Origin of the sequence: Pseudomonas sp. RA_15y_Pfl2_54, from assembly GCF_963971015.1 — a bacterium.
Lineage (GTDB): Bacteria > Pseudomonadota > Gammaproteobacteria > Pseudomonadales > Pseudomonadaceae > Aquipseudomonas > Aquipseudomonas baetica_A.
Genome location: NZ_CAXAPN010000008.1, coordinates 156348 through 176483, shown reverse-complemented (window position 1 = coordinate 176483; position 20136 = coordinate 156348). Strand labels below are relative to the sequence as shown.

At 60.3% G+C, this 20136-nt stretch carries 15 protein-coding genes and 1 pseudogene; all 16 read left to right on the top strand.

The genetic code is table 11. The annotated features are described in order from the left end of the window. Positions 1-23: 23 nt before the first annotated feature. The 16 genes and pseudogenes from AACY50_RS08620 (at position 24) to AACY50_RS08550 (ending at position 20126) form a co-directional block, all read left to right on the top strand. Positions 24-764: a flagellar basal body rod protein FlgF gene (locus tag AACY50_RS08620; RefSeq protein WP_221732009.1), complete on the top strand. Its 741-nt coding sequence runs from the start codon at positions 24-26 to the stop codon at positions 762-764. Between the two features lie 45 nt (positions 765-809). Continuing rightward, positions 810-1595, top strand: coding sequence for a flagellar basal-body rod protein FlgG (gene flgG, locus AACY50_RS08615; RefSeq protein WP_187677348.1), 786 nt, complete (start codon positions 810-812; stop codon positions 1593-1595). A gap of 52 nt (positions 1596-1647) precedes the next feature. Further along, positions 1648-2343 carry a flagellar basal body L-ring protein FlgH gene (gene flgH / locus AACY50_RS08610; protein WP_339432636.1) on the top strand — a complete coding sequence of 232 codons (696 nt, stop codon included), beginning with the start codon at positions 1648-1650 and terminating at the stop codon, positions 2341-2343. Between the two features lie 27 nt (positions 2344-2370). Next, positions 2371-3459, top strand: coding sequence for a flagellar basal body P-ring protein FlgI (locus AACY50_RS08605; protein ID WP_221732045.1), 1089 nt, complete (start codon positions 2371-2373; stop codon positions 3457-3459). A gap of 11 nt (positions 3460-3470) precedes the next feature. Further along, positions 3471-4766, top strand: a complete 1296-nt coding sequence (gene flgJ, locus AACY50_RS08600; RefSeq protein WP_339538447.1) for a flagellar assembly peptidoglycan hydrolase FlgJ — start codon at positions 3471-3473, stop codon at positions 4764-4766. Positions 4767-4790: 24 nt separating this feature from the next. Continuing rightward, entirely contained in the window at positions 4791-6836 is a 2046-nt protein-coding gene (gene flgK, locus AACY50_RS08595; protein WP_339432634.1) for a flagellar hook-associated protein FlgK, read from the top strand. Between the two features lie 13 nt (positions 6837-6849). After that, the gene (locus AACY50_RS08590; RefSeq protein ID WP_339432633.1) at positions 6850-8418 is read left to right on the top strand and encodes a flagellar hook-associated protein 3; all 1569 of its coding nucleotides are present in this window, start codon (positions 6850-6852) and stop codon (positions 8416-8418) included. A gap of 107 nt (positions 8419-8525) precedes the next feature. Beyond that, a pseudogene (locus AACY50_RS28720) lies at positions 8526-9047 on the top strand (glycosyltransferase family 2 protein); the annotation flags it as partial. A 504-nt stretch (positions 9048-9551) separates the two neighbouring features. Further along, positions 9552-12119, top strand: a complete 2568-nt coding sequence (locus tag AACY50_RS08585) for a glycosyltransferase (protein WP_445261475.1) — start codon at positions 9552-9554, stop codon at positions 12117-12119. A 236-nt stretch (positions 12120-12355) separates the two neighbouring features. Beyond that, a complete protein-coding gene (locus AACY50_RS08580; protein ID WP_339538446.1) occupies positions 12356-14344 on the top strand; it encodes a calcium-binding protein in 1989 nt (662 codons plus the stop codon). Between the two features lie 249 nt (positions 14345-14593). Beyond that, entirely contained in the window at positions 14594-15367 is a 774-nt protein-coding gene (rfbF, locus tag AACY50_RS08575; protein ID WP_339432630.1) for a glucose-1-phosphate cytidylyltransferase, read from the top strand. Continuing rightward, on the top strand, positions 15349-16431 hold the full coding sequence (gene rfbG, locus AACY50_RS08570; RefSeq protein WP_339538445.1) for a CDP-glucose 4,6-dehydratase: 1083 nt from the start codon (positions 15349-15351) through the stop codon (positions 16429-16431). The genes rfbF and rfbG overlap by 19 nt, the downstream gene beginning before the upstream one ends. Then, positions 16428-16988 (top strand): dTDP-4-dehydrorhamnose 3,5-epimerase, encoded by a 561-nt coding sequence (gene rfbC, locus AACY50_RS08565; RefSeq protein ID WP_339465193.1) that lies wholly within the window; start codon positions 16428-16430, stop codon positions 16986-16988. Before rfbG ends, rfbC begins: the two co-directional genes overlap by 4 nt. Continuing rightward, complete coding sequence (locus AACY50_RS08560; protein ID WP_339538444.1) at positions 16985-18211, top strand: class I SAM-dependent methyltransferase; 1227 nt, start codon at positions 16985-16987, stop codon at positions 18209-18211. Before rfbC ends, AACY50_RS08560 begins: the two co-directional genes overlap by 4 nt. Beyond that, complete coding sequence (locus AACY50_RS08555; RefSeq protein WP_339538443.1) at positions 18208-19059, top strand: NAD-dependent epimerase/dehydratase family protein; 852 nt, start codon at positions 18208-18210, stop codon at positions 19057-19059. The genes AACY50_RS08560 and AACY50_RS08555 overlap by 4 nt, the downstream gene beginning before the upstream one ends. Next, positions 19056-20126: a class I SAM-dependent methyltransferase gene (locus AACY50_RS08550; RefSeq protein ID WP_339538442.1), complete on the top strand. Its 1071-nt coding sequence runs from the start codon at positions 19056-19058 to the stop codon at positions 20124-20126. Before AACY50_RS08555 ends, AACY50_RS08550 begins: the two co-directional genes overlap by 4 nt. Positions 20127-20136 lie beyond the last annotated feature (10 nt).

Genomic DNA, 20136 nt, shown 5'->3' with positions numbered 1-20136 from the left:
GTCCGGCATGCAGAGGAAAGAGTGTGGACAAGTACCTTTATGTGGCAATGACCGGCGCCAGCCAGAACGCACTGGCGCAAAAGGCGCATGCCAACAACCTGGCGAACATCTCCACCAACGGTTTTCAGCGCGACCTGGAGCAGGCGCGTTCGATGCCGGTGTTCGGTGACAGCTTTCCGGCGCGTGCGTATGCCATGAGCGAACGTCCCGCCACTGATTTCACCCCAGGCTCGCTGGTGCAGACCGGCCGTGACCTCGACGTCGCCGTGGCCGGCAATGGCTGGATCGCCGTGCAGAACCCGAACGGTGGCGAAAGCTACGTGCGCACCGGCAGCCTCAATGTCGATGCCCTCGGCGTACTGCGCGCCGGCAACGGCATGCCGGTGATGGGCAATGGCGGTCCGATCGCCGTGCCGCCCGAGCAGAAGATCGAAGTCGGTGAAGACGGCACCATCAGTATTCGTGCGATGGGCGAAGGCCCGCGCGTCATGGCAGAGGTGGACCGGATCAAACTGGTCAACCCGGACATCAAGAACATGAACAAGGGCCTCGATGGCTCGATTTACACCAAGGACGGCAAGCCTGCGCCGGCCGATGCCAATGTCAAACTGGTGTCGGGTTTCCTGGAGTCGAGCAACGTCAATGCCGTGGAAGAGATGACATCGGTGCTGGCCCTGGCCAAGCAGTTCGAGTTGCACGTCAAGATGATGAACACCGCCAAAGACGACGACCAGGCCATGGCTCGGGTCTTGCAGATCAGCTAATTATCAGAACGTCGCGCCGTAAAACAGGCGCACGAGGAGAATCGAATGCTTCCGGCTCTATGGGTTGCCAAAACAGGTCTGTCCGCCCAGGACACCAACCTGACGACCATTTCCAACAACCTGGCGAACGTCTCGACCACGGGTTTCAAACGTGATCGCGCCGAGTTCCAGGACTTGCTGTATCAGATCAAGCGTCAGCCAGGCGCCCAGTCGACTCAGGACAGCGAGCTGCCGTCGGGTCTGCAAGTGGGTACGGGTGTGCGTATCGTCGGTACGCAGAAAAACTTCACCGCCGGTAGCCTGCAAACCACCGAGCAGCCGCTGGATCTGGCCGTTGATGGTCGCGGTTTTTTCCAGATTCTGCAGCCGGACGGCACCACGTCCTACACCCGTGACGGTACTTTCCACCTCGATTCCAATGGCCAGGTCGTCAATGCCAGCGGTTTCGCCCTGGAACCCGCCATCGTCATCCCGAACGATGCGCAGACCTTCACTGTCGGTCGTGATGGCACCGTCTCGATCACCGTTGCCGGTAACCCGGCATCCCAGGTGATCGGCAACCTGCAAACCGCCGACTTCATCAACCCGGCCGGTCTGCAAGCGGTGGGTAACAACCTGTTCCTGGAAACCGCTGCGTCGGGTGCACCGCAAGTCGGTACGCCGGGCCTGAACGGTTTCGGCACCACGCTGCAGAACACCCTGGAAACCTCCAACGTCAGCACCGTTGAAGAGATGGTCAACATGATCACCACTCAGCGCGCTTACGAGATGAACTCCAAGGTGATCTCCACCGCCGACCAGATGCTCTCGTTCGTAACGCAGAATCTGTAATCAAGTCTATGAGGCGGCCATGAGGTCGCCTGCAACACCGTGAGGTAGGGTCATGAATCGCTTCGTATCTGTTCTGGCATTGAGTGGAGTCGTCTCGCTCGCGGGCTGCGTCGCTCCGACGCCCAAGCCCAATGACCCTTACTACGCTCCGGTGTTGCCGCGCACGCCGTTGCCAGCGGCTGCCAACAACGGCTCGATCTATCAGGCCGGCTTCGAGCAGAACCTGTACAGCGACCGCAAGGCGTTCCGGGTCGGTGACATCATCACCATCACCCTGAACGAGAGAACCCAGGCGAGCAAAAACGCCAACTCGCAAGTGGCCAAGAACAGCAAGACCGGCATCGGCCTGACTTCGTTGTTTGGCGGCAGCGGTACCCTCAACAACCCGTTGGGCAGTACTGATCTGAGCCTGGATGTCGGCTACAGCGGCGACCGCGCGACCAAGGGCGACAGCAAGTCCGGCCAGAGCAACAGCCTGACCGGTTCGATTACCGTGACCGTGGCCGACGTGCTGCCCAATGGCATCATCGCTGTGCGCGGCGAGAAGTGGATGACCCTCAATACCGGCGATGAGCTGGTGCGGATCGCCGGTCTGGTACGTGCCGATGACATCGCCACTGACAACACCGTGTCGTCGACCCGTGTCGCCGATGCGCGCATCACCTACTCGGGCACCGGCTCGTTTGCCGATGCGAGTCAGCCAGGCTGGTTCGACCGTTTCTTCCTCAGCCCGCTGTTCCCTTTCTAGGTGGCTACGTTGAATTTCAGAAGCCTTATGGTGGCCGCGTTTTTGTTGTCGGCGGCCTTCAATGCACAAGCCGAACGGTTGAAGGACATCGCCAGTATTTCGGGCGTGCGTTCCAACCAGTTGATCGGCTATGGCCTGGTGGTCGGGCTGAATGGCACCGGTGACCAGACGACGCAAACGCCGTTCACCCTGCAGACCTTCAACAACATGCTCTCGCAGTTCGGTATCAAGGTGCCGGCAGGGTCGGGCAACGTGCAGTTGAAAAACGTCGCGGCGGTGTCGGTGAGTGCCGATTTGCCTGCGTTTGCCAAACCGGGTCAACAAGTCGACATCACCGTTTCGTCCATCGGTAACTCCAAGAGCCTGCGCGGCGGCACGTTGCTGCTGACGCCGCTCAAGGGTATCGACGGTAATGTCTACGCCATCGCTCAGGGCAACCTGGTGGTGGGCGGTTTTGATGCCGAAGGTCGCGACGGTTCGAAGATCACTGTCAACGTTCCGTCGGCCGGTCGTATTCCTGGCGGTGCGTCGGTGGAACGTTCGGTGCCGAGTGGTTTCAATCAGGGCAACAGCCTGACGCTGAACCTCAATCGTTCTGATTTCACCACTGCCAAGCGCATCGTCGACAAGATCAACGACATGCTCGGCCCTGGTGTGGCGCAGGCCGTTGATGGTGGATCGGTTCGCGTCACCGCACCGCTCGACCCGAGCCAGCGTGTCGACTATCTGTCGATTCTGGAAAACCTTGAAGTCGACCCCGGTCAGGCGGTGGCCAAAGTCATCATCAACTCGCGTACCGGCACCATCGTCATCGGTCAGAACGTGAAAGTCTCGCCAGCCGCCGTGACACACGGCAGCCTGACCGTGACCATCACCGAAGACCCGATCGTCAGCCAGCCGGGCCCGTTGTCCAACGGCCAGACTGCCGTTGTGCCGCGCTCGCGGGTCAATGCCCAGCAAGAAGCCAAGCCAATGTTCAAGTTCGGCCCGGGCACCACCCTCGACGAGATCGTCCGGGCGGTGAACCAGGTCGGCGCGGCGCCGGGTGACTTGATGGCGATCCTTGAAGCACTGAAGCAGGCCGGCGCGTTGCAAGCCGACCTGATCGTGATCTGAGGACGACGACCATGGACATGCGCAAGAGCGGGCTGGTCAGTAGCAGCGATTCGGGTTCTTACTCTGACCTCAATCGCCTGAACCAGCTCAAGGTTGGCGACAAGGACAGCGATGCGAACATGCGCAAAGTGGCGCAGGAGTTCGAGTCGCTGTTTCTCGGCGAGATGCTCAAGTCGATGCGTTCGGCCACCGAGGCGCTGGGGCAGGACAATCCGCTCAACACGCCGGCGGCCAAGCAGTATCAGGAAATGTACGACCAGCAACTGGCGGTGTCGCTGTCCCGCGAGGGCGGTGGTATCGGTCTGGCCGACGTGCTGATGCGCCAGATGTCGAAGAACAAGCCCCTGGCGTCCGGCGAGGCGGCGGCCGCGTCCGCCGCCAAGCAGGAAGAAGCCAAAGCCAAGGCTGCTGCCGTGGCAACGCCGGTTGCCGCTGGCACGGTCGCCACCCATGGCCCGTTGTCGCGACTCAATGGCGAACGTCCATTGTGGGCCTCGCGTTCAGTCAATGCGCCGAACACGCAACTGGACCATCGCAACGACATGGCATTGATCAATCAGCGGCGTTTGGCTTTGCCACCGAAACTGGCTGATCGCCTGCTCGCGGGTCTGGTGCCGTCGGCCACTGCGACGAACGCCGCGACACAATTGCCACAGCGCGCTACGACGGCCGCCACCACTGGCGCAGGTCCGTTGTACAACGGCGACTGGCTGGCACGCGCCGAGGCCGATAAGGCTTCCGGCGGGCAGATGCAGGTTTACGGCCGTGCGGTGGCACAGATTCCGCTGGCCCCGGCGAAGAAAGCCTTCAGCTCCGCCGACGAATTCGTCAACACCATGCTGCCCATGGCCAAGGAAGCGGCTGACCGTATCGGTGTCGATCCACGTTATCTGGTGGCGCAAGCGGCACTGGAAACCGGTTGGGGCAAATCGGTCATGCGCGCACAGGATGGCAGTAGCAGCCACAACCTGTTCGGCATCAAGGCCAGCAGTAACTGGAAGGGTGATTCGGCCCGGGCAATCACCAGCGAGTTCCGTAATGGCGCGATGGTCAAGGAGACGGCCGAGTTCCGTTCCTACGCCTCGTACAAGGACAGCTTCCATGATCTGGTGACTTTGCTGCAGAGCAATAATCGCTATCAAGATGTGCTGAAGTCGGCCGATAACCCAGAACAGTTTGTACGCGAGTTGCAAAAGGCCGGTTACGCCACCGACCCGAACTACGCAAACAAGATTTCGCAGATTGCCAAGCAGATGAACAGTTTCCAAAACTACGCTGCGGCGGGTGTATCCACCACGCCTTTATAAGGCACAAGGTATAAGGTCTGAACCATGAGTTTGCTCAATATCGGGATGTCGGGACTGTCGGCCAGCCAGTCCTCTTTGGCTACGACAGGCAACAACATTGCCAACGTCGACACCGCCGGTTATTCACGTCAGCAAACCGTGCAGGGCACCAAATCCTCGCAGCAGTTCGGCACTGTTTTCATTGGTACGGGCACGACCCTGGCTGACGTGCGCCGGGTGTATAACTCATATCTGGAAAGCCAACTGCACACAGCAACCTCGCTCGACAGCGAGTCGGCCTCTTTTCTGGCCCAGGCTACGCCGCTGGACTCCATGCTGTCGGACACCAACACCGGCCTGACCGGTGTGCTGCAAAAATTCTTCACGACGATGCAGGGCGTTTCGACGTCGGCGACCGATGATACCTCGCGTCAATCGGTGCTGACGGGGGCTCAGGCGCTGACCAGTCGTTTCAATACCATCGCCAAACAGCTCAACGATCAGAACACCACCATCAACGGCAGCCTTGGCGACATGACGGGCCAGGTGAACAAACTGGCCACTTCGATTGCCAATCTGAACCAGAAGATCGGTGAGATCTCCACCAGCGGGGGCGCGCCGAACGATCTGCTGGACAGTCGTAACGAAGCCGTTCGCCAGCTCTCCGAACTGACGGGCGCACAGGTTGTTGAGCGTGGCACCAGTTTCGACGTCTACATTGGCAGCGGTCAGCCGCTGGTGATCGGCAACACCACCAACACGCTGAGCATGGTCGCGAGCAAAACCGATCCGTCGCGCATGGCCATCCAGATGGATCGCGGTTCGAGCACCATCGACATCACTTCGGCGATGAGCGGTGGCGAAATTGGCGGCCTGCTCACTTACCGCAAAGAAGTCCTTGACCCGTCACTCAACGAGTTGGGCCGAGTGGCGCTGGTGATCGCTGATCAAGTCAACAGCCAGCAAGCCCAAGGCATCGACAAGAACGGTGACTTCGGCGCGGCGATTTTCAACAACATCAACAGTGCCGCACTGATCAGTCAGCGCAGCATCGCGCAGTCGGGTAACAGTGCAGGTTCGGGCAACCTCGATGTCACCATCAAGGACACCGGCAAGCTGACCACCAGCGATTATCAGGTAACGTTCACCAGCGCCACTGACTACACCGTCAAGCGTTCTGACGGTACCGACCTGGGCGCCTTCAGCACTACGACCAATCCGCCGCCAGTGATCGACGGTTTCACCCTCGCACTCAATGGTGGTGCGTTGAGCGCCGGTGACACCTTTAAAGTGACTCCGACCCGTAATGCGGCCACAAGCATCCAGACGGTGCTCACCGATCCGAAGAAAATTGCTGCGGCAGGTCCGTTGACCGGCGTGGCCAGCGCTGCCGGCCTGGGGACTTACACTCAGCCGACGCTCAGCGACAAGATTGATATCTACAACCCGACTGCCCAGGCTGATATGCAGGCGGCTTTGAAGAACTCGACGCCGGTCAAGCTGGTGTTCGGCGCGGCGAGCGGTGGCAGCCAGTCGTACAACCTGGTGGATGCCAAGGGGGCAACCATTGGCACCGGCACGATCGTTCCTGGCCAATCGAACACGCTGAACCTGCAAGTCGGCGTCGTCGATGCCAGCGGCAACCCGGTGATGGACACAACCGTCACGCCGAACGTACAGAAGACCTTCACGGTGCAGACTACCGTCGGCGGCACGCCGAAGTCCGGCGAAACCTTCACCATGAACCTGACCGGTGCGGCGTCCTCGGACAATCGCAATGCGCAGGCCCTGGTTGGCCTGCAAACGCAACAGACCGTCGACACCGGTTCGGCGAGCAAGGGCATCAGCCTGACAGACGCCTACAACAAGCTGGTCACCAACGTCGGTACCAAGACCGCCCAAGGCAAGTCCGACAGCGCGGCCACCACGGCGATTCTGGATAACGCCAAAGGTGCTCGCGACTCGTTGTCCGGGGTCAACCTGGACGAAGAAACCGGCAACCTGGTCAAATACCAGCAGTACTACACAGCGTCTTCGCAGATCATCAAAGCTGCGCAGGAAACTTTCGCCACACTGATTAACAGCCTTTAAGGAGTCGTAATTCATGCGCATTTCCACCGCCCAGTATTACGGCACGCAAGCGTCGGACTATCAGCGTAATTTCAACAAGGCCGTTGCCACCGCCAGCGAGGCGAGCAGCCTGCAGCGCATCAACACCGCGGCCGATGATCCGGTCGGTGCCGGGCGCTTGCTGCAGCTGGGTCAACAGGCCGCAATGCTGGATCAGTACAAGACCAACGTCGACACCACCAAAAGTGCATTGAACGTGCAAGAGTCCACGCTGGATTCAATCACCACCGCGTTGGCGCGCGCCAAGGAACTCGCTCTCGCCGCCAACAACGGCACGGCCACCGACAAGGATCGCCAGGCTTACGCTTCGGAACTGGGCCAGATCCAGCAACAAGTGCTGGGCCTGATGAACGCCAAGGATGCTGGCGGCAACTACCTGTTCTCCGGTTCGAAAACTGATACTGCGCCGTACTCGCAGAATGCTGACGGCACCTATTCCTACAACGGTGATCAGACCACGATCAACCTGGGCATCGGTGATGGCATGACGGTCGGCACCAACACCACTGGTTGGGCTGCTTTCCAGCAGACCATCAATACCGCGCGTACCAACGTCACCATGACCGCGCCAGCCGTGGATGACGGGCGCGTCGTGCTGTCCAACGGTACAGTCGGCACAGCCGCCACCTATGACTCCAAGTTCACCGCTGGCCAGCCTTACACCGTCAGCTTCCTCAGCAGCACCCAACTGAAAATCACTGATGCCTTGGGCAACGATGTGACTGCTGAAGCAAGCCAGAACGGCTTGGTCAGTAACAGTAGCGGTGCCAACCAGACGGTCAGCTTCCGTGGCGTCGACATGAAGCTGAACATCAACCTGAAGACCGGTGACACCAACCCGGACGCGGTCATTGCCGGCCACAGCTTCCAGCTGTCGACTGCGCCGGATTCGTTTTCCACCACGCGCAGCCCTGGCAACTCGTCGACTGCGGTGATCACGGGGTCCAGCATCACCGACGAGGCAGCGTACACGGCAGCCTTCCCGCAGGGTGGCGCAGTCCTCAAGTTCACCAGCGCCACCGCTTTCGATCTGTACGCAGCGCCGGTCACTGCCGACAGCAAACCCGTGTCCTCGGGGACTGTCGTGGGTAGCAATGCTACTGCTGCGGGCGTCACTTTCGCGCTGGGCGCTGCGCCGGCCGCCGGCGATCAGTTTTCGATCAGATCGAACGATCACCAGACCCAGAACGTGCTTGATTCCCTGGGTCAGATGATCACAGCACTGAACACACCGATCGATGGTGATCCGGTGGCCAAGCAACAATTCCAGGGCGCGATGGAGGCAGGTATCGGCAACATCGATGCGGCCAGCAATCAAATCGGCACCGCGGTCACCGAAATTGGTGCTCGCGGCCAGGCGCTGGATATGCAAGCCTCCACGAACGACAGCTTGAGTACCGCGAACACCACCACTCAAGGTTCGATCCGCGATTCGGATCCGGCTGAAGTGATGACGCGCCTGACCTTGCAACAAACCATGCTGCAGGCTGCACAACTGGCGTTCAGCAAGATCAGTCAGTTGGGTCTGTTCAACAAGATCTGACGCCAACGGGCGCGTAAGCGCCCGGTTGCCTTGTCCCTCAGTTTTGTTTTTTAGCGGTATCAAGGGCTCGCTTTTCCGAGCGGGCTCGTACCGCCTGTGAGCCCGCCGTGAATTCACTTCCTCTTGTCAGCCTCGTTATTCCCGCCTTCAATCCGCGTTTCTTCGAGCGGGCATTGAACAGTGCTGTCAGTCAGACATACGCGCACCTTGAGATCATTGTCTGCGACGACAGTCGGGGCCAGCAGATCGAAGGGATTGTCACCGTCGTGGCTGAGCAGTCCGGTGTTGCCGTGCGTTATGTGCGCAACCCGCGCACCCTGGGCATGGTCGGCAACCTCAAGGCGTGCCTCGATCAGGCGCAGGGCGAATTCGTCAAGTTCCTCTGTGACGATGACCATCTCTATGCTGCCTGCATCGAGCAGCAGGCGCACGAGATGTTGCGCGAGGAAGTCAGCCTGGTGCTGGCTCAGCGTCTGTTCTGGGACGCCAACGACATCATCCTGCCGGCGCGCTTGGAAAACACTTCTTTGTCACCCCACAGCGGTCTGTTCAAGGGTGACGACCTGCTGGGCATTTTTGAAAAATTCCCGGTCAATGTGCTGGGCGGTTTCACCAATGCCTTGTTTCGACGTGCGGATCTCGTCGAGCTGTTGCCGGTGCTGACTCAAGAGGGCCACTGCTTTGTCGCGACCCTGGATTTCGCCCTGTACGTTTGCCTGCTGCGGCGCGGCAATCTGGCGGTGTCCAATAATGTGCTCAGCGCCGAACGGCTCTACCCGGAACGTCTGAGTGCGCAGCAACCGATGAAAGACGCGGTTGAGGTCGAGCGCGAGTGGATTCTGCAAATGCTCAAGGCTCGCAGCGGTGAATCTGCACCTGCCCCGGGCTGGGTTCGTTATATCCAGCTGACCAAGGCTGACGAATCACCGCGTGTCTGGGAAGAGCTGCCGCTGAGCCGAACGCTAGGCACCAAACAGAGTCGCCAGGAGTGGTGTGTCGGTATCGATAGCTGGAGCTTCGCCGAACTTTATGCGCACTGGCTGCAATGCCGCAGCCTGACCGAAGGGCAGCGCAAGTTGCTCCCGGAAACTCTGGCCGCCTGGCCGCAGCAGCCGCGAATTGTGCCGATCATCATGGATGCCCAGGGCAGTCGCGATGGCGTCGAACGGACGCTGGAAGCACTCGCAGCCCAGGACTATCCGCCGGAGCTGATTCTGCTGTTGTCCGCCTCCTGCTCCGTTCCCATGCTGGATGGGCGAGTGTTCCGTATGCCGTTGCAGGATGACGGGTTGGGGCAGATCAACGCACTGTTGCCGCAACTCGAAGGTGCCGACTGGTTTTACCTGTTACAGGCTGGGGACCGTCTGGTAATGCCGGCCTTGCTGGTCATGGCTGACCGCATTGCGCATTCGCCATGGCTGAGCTGCATGTACAGCGATGAAGGCAGCCTGCGCGATGGCGAATCGGCAGAGCCCGCGTTCAAACCGGATTTCAACCTCGACCTCATGCGCAGTTATCCGTATGTCGGGCGTGCCTTGGTGTTCAAGCGCGAACGTTTCCTGGCGCTCGGTGGATTCGATACGACGTTCGCCGAGCTGGCGCCTCACGACATGCTGTGGCGAATGGTCGAGAGCGAAGGTCCGCAGGTGGTCGGGCACGTTGCCGAAGTCCTGCTTGAATCGCCTTTCGATCTGTCTGGGTGGCTGGCTGAGCCGGCGGTGATCGAACAGAATCCACGGGTGCTCGAAGCGCATCTGCAGCGTATGGGGATTGCTCACGGCATTCGTCGTGGCAGTTGCGAGTTGCTCAATCGAGTCGACTATCAGCACGCCCGGCGTCCGCGTGTGTCGATCATCATCATCACGCGCGATCAGACCGCTGCCTTGCAGCGCTGTGTCGAGACCGTGCTGGAGAAAACCGCTTACTCCGAGTACGAGTTGTTGCTGGTCGACAACGGCAGTGAAAGCGCCGAGGCGCTGGCATGGCTGGACGGCATGGCGCAGCTGGGGGGCGAGCGGATTCGCGTCCTGAGCTACCCGCAGCATGACAACATGGCGGCCCTGCATAACTGTGCGGTGACGCAGGCCCGTGGCGAGTACGTGCTGCTGCTCAATACCTTCTCGGTGATCACCCACACTGACTGGCTGGACGAACTGCTCAATCAGGCGCAACGCCCGGAAGTCGGCGTGGTCGGCGCCAAGTTGTTCAACCCGGACGGTTACGTATTGCATGCCGGCATGATCCTCGGCCTGCAAGGAGCCGTCGGGTTGCCATTTTATGGGCAGTCGCTGCAGTCCGACGGCTACATGTTCCGGCTGCAGGCGACCCATGACCTGAGTGCCGTCGGCGGTGATTGCGTGATGGTGCGCAAGGCCGTTTTCGAGTCTGTCGCAGGGCTCGATGAGCAGGATTTTAAGCAGGCGCTCAATGTCGTCGACCTGTGTCTGCGCATTGGCCAGGAAGGTTATCTGGTGGTGTGGACGCCATATGCCTTACTGGCCCAGGGGGTGCGGCCAACTGTCGATGCGACAGCCGAAGAAGGCCAGCAGCACATGCATGAGAAGGAGACCTTCTACACGCGCTGGTTGTCGCGTATTGCCCGTGATCCAGCCTTCAACGTCAACCTGTCATTGCAGGGTGTCGGTGCGACGAGTTTCAGTCTTGAGCCGGGTTTGCGCACCGGCTGGACGGCTTTTTCGCGACCGCAATTGCCCAACGTACTCGCCGTGCCGATCAATGCATCTGCCATTGGTCACTACCGCATGAGTCAGCCGCTGATCGAGCTGGAAGCGGCCAACCGCGCTGAAGGCTGCATTCGCTACGGCTTGCCGTCGATCATTGAAATCGAGCGTCAGTCACCGGACGTCATCGTTCTGCAAGGGCGCTACTCGCAAGGTGCGATCGATGAAATCCCGCCGTTGAAGAAGTTCTGCCATGCCCGGCGGATTTTTGAACTCGATGACTATGTGATCGACGTTCCCCATCGCAATGCCCATATCCGCAACATGCCCAACAAGCAGGAGATGGAACGCATGGTGCGCCAGGCAATCGGCTTGTGCGATCGCGTGGTGGTATCGACCCAGCCATTGGCCAATGCGCTGTCGGACATGCACCACGACATTCGCGTTGTTCCCAACATGCTTGCCCAGAATCTCTGGACCGGCCTGCGCAGCCAGCGCCGCACTTCGAAAAAACCGCGGGTCGGCTGGGGCGGTGGCACCAGTCACCACGGCGACCTGGCGGTGATCGCCGATGTCGTGCGTGAGCTGGCCAACGAAGTCGACTGGGTGTTTTTCGGCATGTGCCCGGATGATCTGCGTCCGTACATGCATGAATTCCACGGGGTAATCCCGTTGGAAGTGTACCCGGCCAAACTGGCAAGCCTGAATCTCGATCTGGCGTTGGCGCCACTGGAATTCCACATCTTCAACGACTGCAAGAGCAACCTGCGTCTGCTGGAGTACGGCGCCTGCGGCTACCCGGTGATCTGCACCGACACCGAGGCCTATCGCGGTTACCTGCCATGCACCCGGGTCAAGACCAACAGCACCGATGAATGGTTGCAGGCTATCCGCATGCACCTGGCCGACCCGGATGCCAGCTACCGCATGGGGGACGAGTTGCGTGAGGTGGTGCTGCGAGACTACGTGTTGCGTGGCGACAACTTGCGTTACTGGGAGAGTGGCTGGCTGGCGGATTGATCGAATCGCGTACGGCCCTATGAGAAACAGGCGACTTTCGAGTCGCCTGTTTTTTTTTGCGTGGCAAAAAGGTTTTTGTATCAAGTCGGATACTTTTTTGGCAGCGGGCTCAAGCATCGGGATTTTTCTGTCGATACCTTTCCATGTGCTCAATTGGCACGGCCAGTGAAGACCTGTCCGGCCGGTATCTGAGGTGACAGATTTCCGTATTCGACAACAACGCAAGGAAGAAGCAAATGACAGTAGTAAATGGAACGAGTGAAGCGGATGTCCTGATTGGCACCCACGGCAATGACGAGCTCTATGGAATGGAGTCGGATGATCAACTGTTGGCCAGCGCAGGATCGGACGTGCTGGACGGCGGTGAAGGGTTTGATGCGGCGACCTATTATGGAATGAGTACGGGAGTCGGTGTCGAGGTTGGCGCTGGCGTTGTTACGGTCATAGGGGCTGATGGCAAGGTCGACACGCTGGTTTCGGTGGAGAAGGTGGTTGGCAGTTTCTACAACGACACCTTTACCGCTTCCGTGGGTGGCGTGACGCTTGACGGCAGTGGCGGTGATGATCTGTACACCGTCGACGCCGAAGGCGTGACCCTCATTGAAGAAAACAACGGTGGCTACGACGAGCTGCGCACCAGCCTCAACACGATCAAGATGGACCCGTTCATCGAGAAACTGACCTTTACCGGCAACGGCGATTTCAAGGGTTACGGCAACGCCAGTGACAACGAGATCATCGGCGGTGCGGGCAATGACTGGCTGTGGGGCGGCGCCGGTGCCGACCACTTTGTCGGTGGCGATGGTTACGATACCGTCAGCTACACCGACAGCCTTGAAGGTGTGCGCGTCCAGGACTTCACCAACTATGATGGCTTGACCATTGCAGATGGAGACACCTTTACCGGCATCGAAGCGATCCAGGGTTCGAACTTCGATGACGTGGTGTATCTGCTCGATAACGCGATGACCGTTGATGGCGCCGACGGCTACGACACTGTGAGCTATCGCCACTCCTTGGATGGCGTCAGTATCGACATCGGCCCGCGTGTCGGGGCGCCGGGTGTCACGCTGCTGAATGTGGAGCACGTTATCGGCTCTTCGTTCGCTGATCATTTCACCGCCAATGTCGGCGGCGTGACGCTGGAAGGTGGTTCGGGTGACGATGTGTACACCATCAACAGCGTCGGTGTGTCCATCAAGGAAGTCGAGGGCTACATGGGCGGTACCGATCAGCTGTACACCAGCCTGTCATCGATGCACATGGACCCCTTCATTGAAAACCTGACGTACACCGGCACTGCAGACTTCACCGGCTACGGTAACGACGAAGCCAACACCATCATCTCCGGTGCCGGCAATGACGTGTTGCTGGGCGGTGCAGGTGGCGACCGTTTTGAAGGCGGCGCCGGTATCGACATCGTCAGTTACGACGACAGCGCTGAAGGCCTGAGCGCCTCTCTGAACTGGGGGCCGCAGAGCGGAATTGCGCTCTACGATATCTACATCGATATCGAAGGCCTGCGCGGCAGCCAGTACAACGATTCGCTGCAAGGCAATTCGGACGACAACATCCTCGAGGGCGGGGCCGGCGACGACCAGATTACCGGTGGCGATGGCAATGACCATATCTATGGCGGCCTGGCGTCCGGTCTGGACAAGGCCGGGCAGTCCGACGCTCTGTCGGGTGGCGCGGGGGATGATGTCATCGTCGGTGCCCGCAATGGTCTGTTCACTTGGGCCAGTGGCGATGACGGCAACGACACCATCACGCTGGGTCGGGGCATGGCCTTTGGCGGTGAAGGCAACGATGTGCTGACGGCTACGGGCAGCAACTATGTGCTCAATGGCGACGGCGGGAATGATCTGCTGATTCTCAACCTGGCCGGCCAGTCGAATTCCGGCGGCAGCGCCTACGGTGGCCAGGGTGATGACACCTACGTGGTCAACACCAGCGGCCTGGTGACGATTCAGGATTACGGGCTGGACATCAACGACACGCTCATCCTCAACACCATCACCAACGCCAGCCAGTTGAACGTCACCCGTATCGGTGACGACGCCTACCTGCACAGCGGCAACGACGGCAGCACCAGTGTGCCGGACAACGGCGTGAAACTGGCGGGGTGGTATGCCGGGTTCAACAACATCGAGCACCTGCAGACTGCCGACGGCCAAGTCTACGACCTGCCGGCGACTGTCGATGGCTTCGCCCTGTTTGGCTGATCGCTCAATCTGTTGATGCAGCGCAATGAAAGGGATGAATCCGCTGCTGGATTCATCCCTTTTTTCATGCCTCGCGGCGCACCTGACGCAGCGGAGCTGGCGCGTTTCCTGCAAGTCCTCCTCAAATCGCCATAAAACGAGCGCTCGCGGTCATCGCAGCGGCGCCGCAGGCGGCAAAAGGGTTAGCCAGATGGCCCGCATCGCTCAACGAAGCCATGCGCAGCCCGGTGAAGAACAAGAGGGGAGACGATGAAGGCAGTTATTTTGGCGGGTGGCCTCGGCACGCGCATCAGTGAAGAGTCGCACCTCAAGCCCAAGCCCATGATCGAGATCGGCGGCAAGCCAATTCTCTGGCACATCATGAAGCAGTATTCCGCCCACGGAATTCACGACTTCGTGATCTGCCTGGGCTACAAGGGCTATGCGATCAAGGACTTCTTCGCCAACTACTTCCTGCACACCTCCGACGTCACCTTCAACATGCGCGAGAACCGCATGGACGTGCACCAGAACTACAGCGAGCCGTGGAGCGTCACCCTGATCGACACCGGCGAGGAAACCATGACCGGTGGTCGTCTGCTGCGTGCCGCGCGTTATCTGCAAGATGAAGAGGCGTTCTGCTTCACTTACGGCGACGGCGTTTCCGACATCAACATTGCTCAGCTCGTCGATTACCACAAAGCCCACGGTCGTCTGGCGACCGTCACCGCCGTGCAGCCACCCGGCCGCTACGGTGCCCTTGAGCGTCAAGGCGATCAGGTGCTCGGTTTCACCGAAAAACCTCGTGGCGACGGTGGCTGGATCAACGGCGGCTTTTTCGTGCTGTCGCCCAAAGTCCTGTCCTATATCGCTGGCGATGAAACCACCTGGGAAGCCGAACCGCTGGCGCGTCTGGCAGAGGATGAACAACTGAACGCCTTCGAACACGAAGGCTTCTGGCATCCGATGGACACCCTGCGCGACAAGAACCACCTCGAAGCGCTGTGGCAGAGCGGGGAGGCCCCATGGAAGCAATGGGCCTGAGTGCAGACTTCTGGCGTGGCAAGCGTGTGCTGGTTACCGGGCATACCGGTTTCAAGGGCAGTTGGCTGACCCTGTGGCTACAAAGCCTCGGCGCGCAAGTCAGCGGTTTTTCCCTCGATCCTTCGACTGAGCCGAGCCTGTTCGAACTGGCGCGAGTCCACGAAGGCATCAACGATCAGCGCGGCGATCTGCGTGATCTCGGCGCCTTGCTCGAAATCATCGCCGACACCGAGCCGGAAATCGTCTTGCATCTGGCGGCTCAACCGCTGGTGCGCGAAGGCTATCGCGATCCGCTGGGCACTTATTCCAGCAACGTGATGGGCACGCTCAATCTGCTCGAAGCGATTCGTCAGGTCGGTTGCGTGCGCGCCTGCGTACTGGTGACCACCGACAAGGTCTACGCCAACAAGGAATGGCTGTGGCCGTACCGCGAAGACGAAGCCCTCGGCGGACATGATCCTTACAGCAGCAGCAAGGCTTGCTGCGAATTGTTGGCACAGTCTTACGCCGCCTCTTTCTTTGCGGCTGACAAGTACGCCGAGCACGGTTTGGCCCTGGCCACGGCGCGTGCCGGCAATGTGTTGGGCGGCGGTGATTTCGCCCCAGAGCGACTGATTCCCGATGTGCTCAAAGCCTGGACGGCAGACGAGCCGGTGACCCTGCGTTACCCGCAAGCCGTACGCCCCTGGCAGCACGCGCTGGAGCCGCTGGCCGGTTACCTGCAACTGGCCGCCGGCCTTTACGAACAAGGCCCGGAGTATGCCGGAGCGTGGAACTTCGGCCCGAGCGAAGCGGACATGTGCAGCGTCGGCGAAGTGGTCGAACTGCTCGCCAGCCGCTGGCCGCAGGCCCGTGGTCTGCGCATTGAACCGAGCGAACTGCACGAGGCTGGCCTGCTGCGCCTGGACAGCAGCCGCGCGCGCCAACTGCTCGGCTGGCAACCGCGTTGGACCTTGCAGCAATGTTTGGCTCAGACCCTCGACTGGCACCTGGCATGGCAGAGCGGTGATGACATGCGCGCAGTGACCCTCGGCCAACTGAACCTGTACCGAGGCGCGCTGTGAGCGAGTTTTCCTTGAAGGCGTTGCCGCTGGCCGGATTGTTCAGCGTCGAGCACAAGCGTTTCGAAGATCAGCGCGGACACTTCGCCCGACTGTTCTGCGAGGGCAGCCTGAGTGCGTTTGGCAGCGAGTTTCATATCCGTCAGATCAACCATTCCTGCACCCGCGAGAAGGGCAGTGTGCGCGGTCTGCATTACCAGAATGCCAACGCCCCGGAAGCCAAGCTGATCACCTGCCTGCGCGGTGAGGTGTGGGACGTGGCGGTGGATCTGCGCCCGGACTCCGAGACTTTTCTGCACTGGCATGCCGAGCATCTGAAGGCTGGCGACGGTCGCAGCCTGCTGATTCCGGCCGGCTTCGCTCACGGCTTTCAGACCCTGACCGAGGACGCCGAGCTGCTTTACCTGCACAGCGCCGATTACGCGCCGGAGCATGAGGGCGGCTTGTCGGTGAACGATCCACGGCTAGCGATTGCCTGGCCGTTGCCTGTCAATAATTTGTCAGCGCGTGATTCCAGCCATCCCGCGCTCGATCAACACTTTGCTGGAGTGCGTCTATGAACTGCCGTGGGTGCGCCGCACCGCTGAGCCTGCCGCTGATTGACCTCGGCACCTCGCCACCGTCCAATGCATACGTGCACGCCGATCGCCTGGAGCAGGCCGAGCAATGGGTGCCATTGAAGGTCGCCGTGTGCCAGCAATGCTGGCTGGTGCAGACCGAGGATTACACCAGTGCCGACAGCCTTTTCGACGCTGAATACGCCTACTTCAGTTCGTTTTCCAGCACCTGGCTAGCGCATGCCGAGCGCTATGTCGCCGAGATGGTCGAGCGCTTTGGCCTGACGGCTGACAGCCGCGTGGTTGAAGTCGCCGCCAATGACGGTTATCTGCTGCAATACGTCGCTGGTCGCGGCATTCCGTGTCTGGGCGTCGAGCCGACCCGCAGCACAGCGCAAGCGGCGCGGGAAAAGGGCCTGGAAATTCGTGAGCTGTTCTTTGGTCGCGACACTGCCGCGCAGTTGAAAAGCGAAGGCTGGGGCGCCGACCTGATGGCCGCCAACAACGTGCTTGCGCATGTGCCGGACATCAACGATTTCCTCGGTGGTTTCGCCACGCTGCTCAAACCGACTGGCGTGGCCACGTTCGAATTCCCGCAACTGCTGACGCTGATGGCCGGCGCGCAGTTCGACACGCTGTATCACGAGCACTATTCCTATCTGTCGCTGACTGCCGTGCAGACTCTGTGCGAGCGCAACGGTCTGGAAGTCTTCGACGTCAGCCAATTGACCACCCACGGCGGATCGCTGCGCGTCTTCGTCCAGCGCAAGGACGGCGAGCGTCGCGCAGTACAACCGGCGGTGCAGCAACAACTGCAGGCTGAACTGGATGCGGGCGTGAAAACCGCCGAGTACTACGCGACCCTGGCGCCTGCCGCCGAACGCATCAAGCATGAACTGCTGCGCTTTTTGTTGCAGGCCAAGGCTGACGGTAAACGCGTGGTCGGCTATGGCGCCGCAGCGAAGGGCAACACACTGCTCAACTACGCCGGAGTCAAACCTGACTTGCTGGCGTGGGTGGCCGATGCCAATCCGCACAAGCAGGGCAAGTTTCTGCCGGGCAGCCGCATCCCGATTGTCGCGCCGGCGCAGATCGACATCGAGAAACCGGACTACGTGCTGGTGCTGCCATGGAACCTGCTGCACGAAGTCAGCCAGCAACTGGCGCAAGTGCGCCAGTGGGATGGCCACTTCGTGATTGCCGTGCCTGAGTTGAAAGTGCTGTGAAAGTCCTCGTCACAGGCGCTACCGGTTTCGTTGGCCGACATTTGGTCTCGGCATTGCTGGCGCGTGGTTGCACCGTTCGTGCAGTGGCACGCAACGCAGAAACCGCGCAGGGCATGCCGTGGATCAATGACGTTGAATTCGTCGCAGCGGATATTCACGCCGCCGATCTCGACGTAATCGCGTTGACCGAAGGTGTCGATGCGCTGGCGCATCTGGCCTGGCCGGGCTTGCCGAACTATCGCGCACTGTTCCATTTCGAGCACAACCTGATGGCCGACTACCGCTTTATCAAAGGTGCGGTCGAGGCGGGCGTGAAACAAGTGCTGGTCACCGGCACCTGCTTCGAATACGGCATGCAAAGCGGCCCGCTCAGCGAAACCACCGAGCCACGGCCGAGCAATCCCTACGGGCTGGCCAAGCACACGTTGCACCTGTTTTTGCAAAACCTGCAGCAGGAACAGCCATTGACCTTGCAGTGGGCGCGGCTGTTTTACCTGCATGGCGAAGGGCAGAACGCCAACAGTCTGCTGGCGGCGCTGGACCGGGCGATCGATGCCGGGGACGCGTCGTTCAACATGTCTGGTGGCGAGCAACTGCGTGACTTTTTGCCGATCGCCAGCGCCGCCTATTACCTCGCCACGATCGTGCATCAGCGCGATTTCAACGGCGTGATCAATTGCGCCAGCGGCCAACCGGTATCGGTGCGTGCACTGGTTGAGCAACGTCTGCGCGAGCGCGGTGCGCGACTGAATCTGAACCTGGGCCATTACCCTTATCCGAGCCATGAGCCGATGGCGTTCTGGGCCGTGACCGAGCGTTTGCAACAGCTACTGGGAGAGTCGCAATGAGGCACGAGTTGTATCGGGTCACCGATTTGCCGGTGCTGCAGAACCGCACCTTCGCTGACCCGGAGTCGGCGAAAGCCTCGGCCAGTGCCGACATGCTGTTGGTACAGGATGAGCGCAGCGGTCTGATCTTCAACGCGGCGTTCGATGCCGACAAGCTCAGCTATGACGCCGACTACCAGAACGAGCAGGCGCATTCCGGCCAGTTTCAGAAGCACCTGAGCGACGTCGAAGGCATCATCGCCAGGCACTTCAAGGGCCAGGAACTGATCGAAGTCGGCTGCGGCAAGGGCTACTTCCTTGAGCTGCTCAAGGGCCTCGGTTATTCGATCACCGGGATCGATCCGGCCTACGAAGGCGAGAATGCCGACGTGATCAAGGCGCCGTTCACCCGTGGCCTCGGTCTGGCGGCGGACGCCATCGTGCTGCGCCATGTGCTTGAACACATCGAAGACCCGGTGAGCTTTCTGTCGGTGATCGCCGAAGCCAATCAGGGCGGGCAGATCTACATCGAGGTGCCGTGCTTCGACTGGATCCTCGAGCACAAGGCCTGGTTCGACCTGTTCTACGAACACGTCAATTATTTCCGCCTCGATGACCTGCGCCGGATGTTCGACACGGTGCACGAGGCCGGCCACCTGTTTGGCGGCCAATACCTGTACATCGTCGCCGACCTTTCGACGTTGCGCCTGACTCCGCAGCAACCGGTGCCACGCCTGATGTTGCCGGACGATTTCACCGCGAGCCTTGAACGCGCGGTGCAGATCATCCAGTCCGCCCCCGAGCAGGGCTCGGCAATCTGGGGCGCCTCGTCCAAAGGCGTGATCTATTCGCTTTTCCTGCAGCGCGCCGGTGTGGCGGTGGATCGTGTGGTGGATATCAACCCGGCCAAGCAGGGGCGTTATCTGCCGCTTAGCGGCGCACGTGTGTCCTCGCCGCAAGAAGCCATGGACGCCTTGCCCGAAGGCGCCAACCTGTTTGTGATGAACTCCAATTACCTCGAAGAGATCAAGCGGATGACCGGTGGACGCTACGTCTATCACGCCGTTGACAGCGCTTCGTTCCAGTGACCATTGAGAC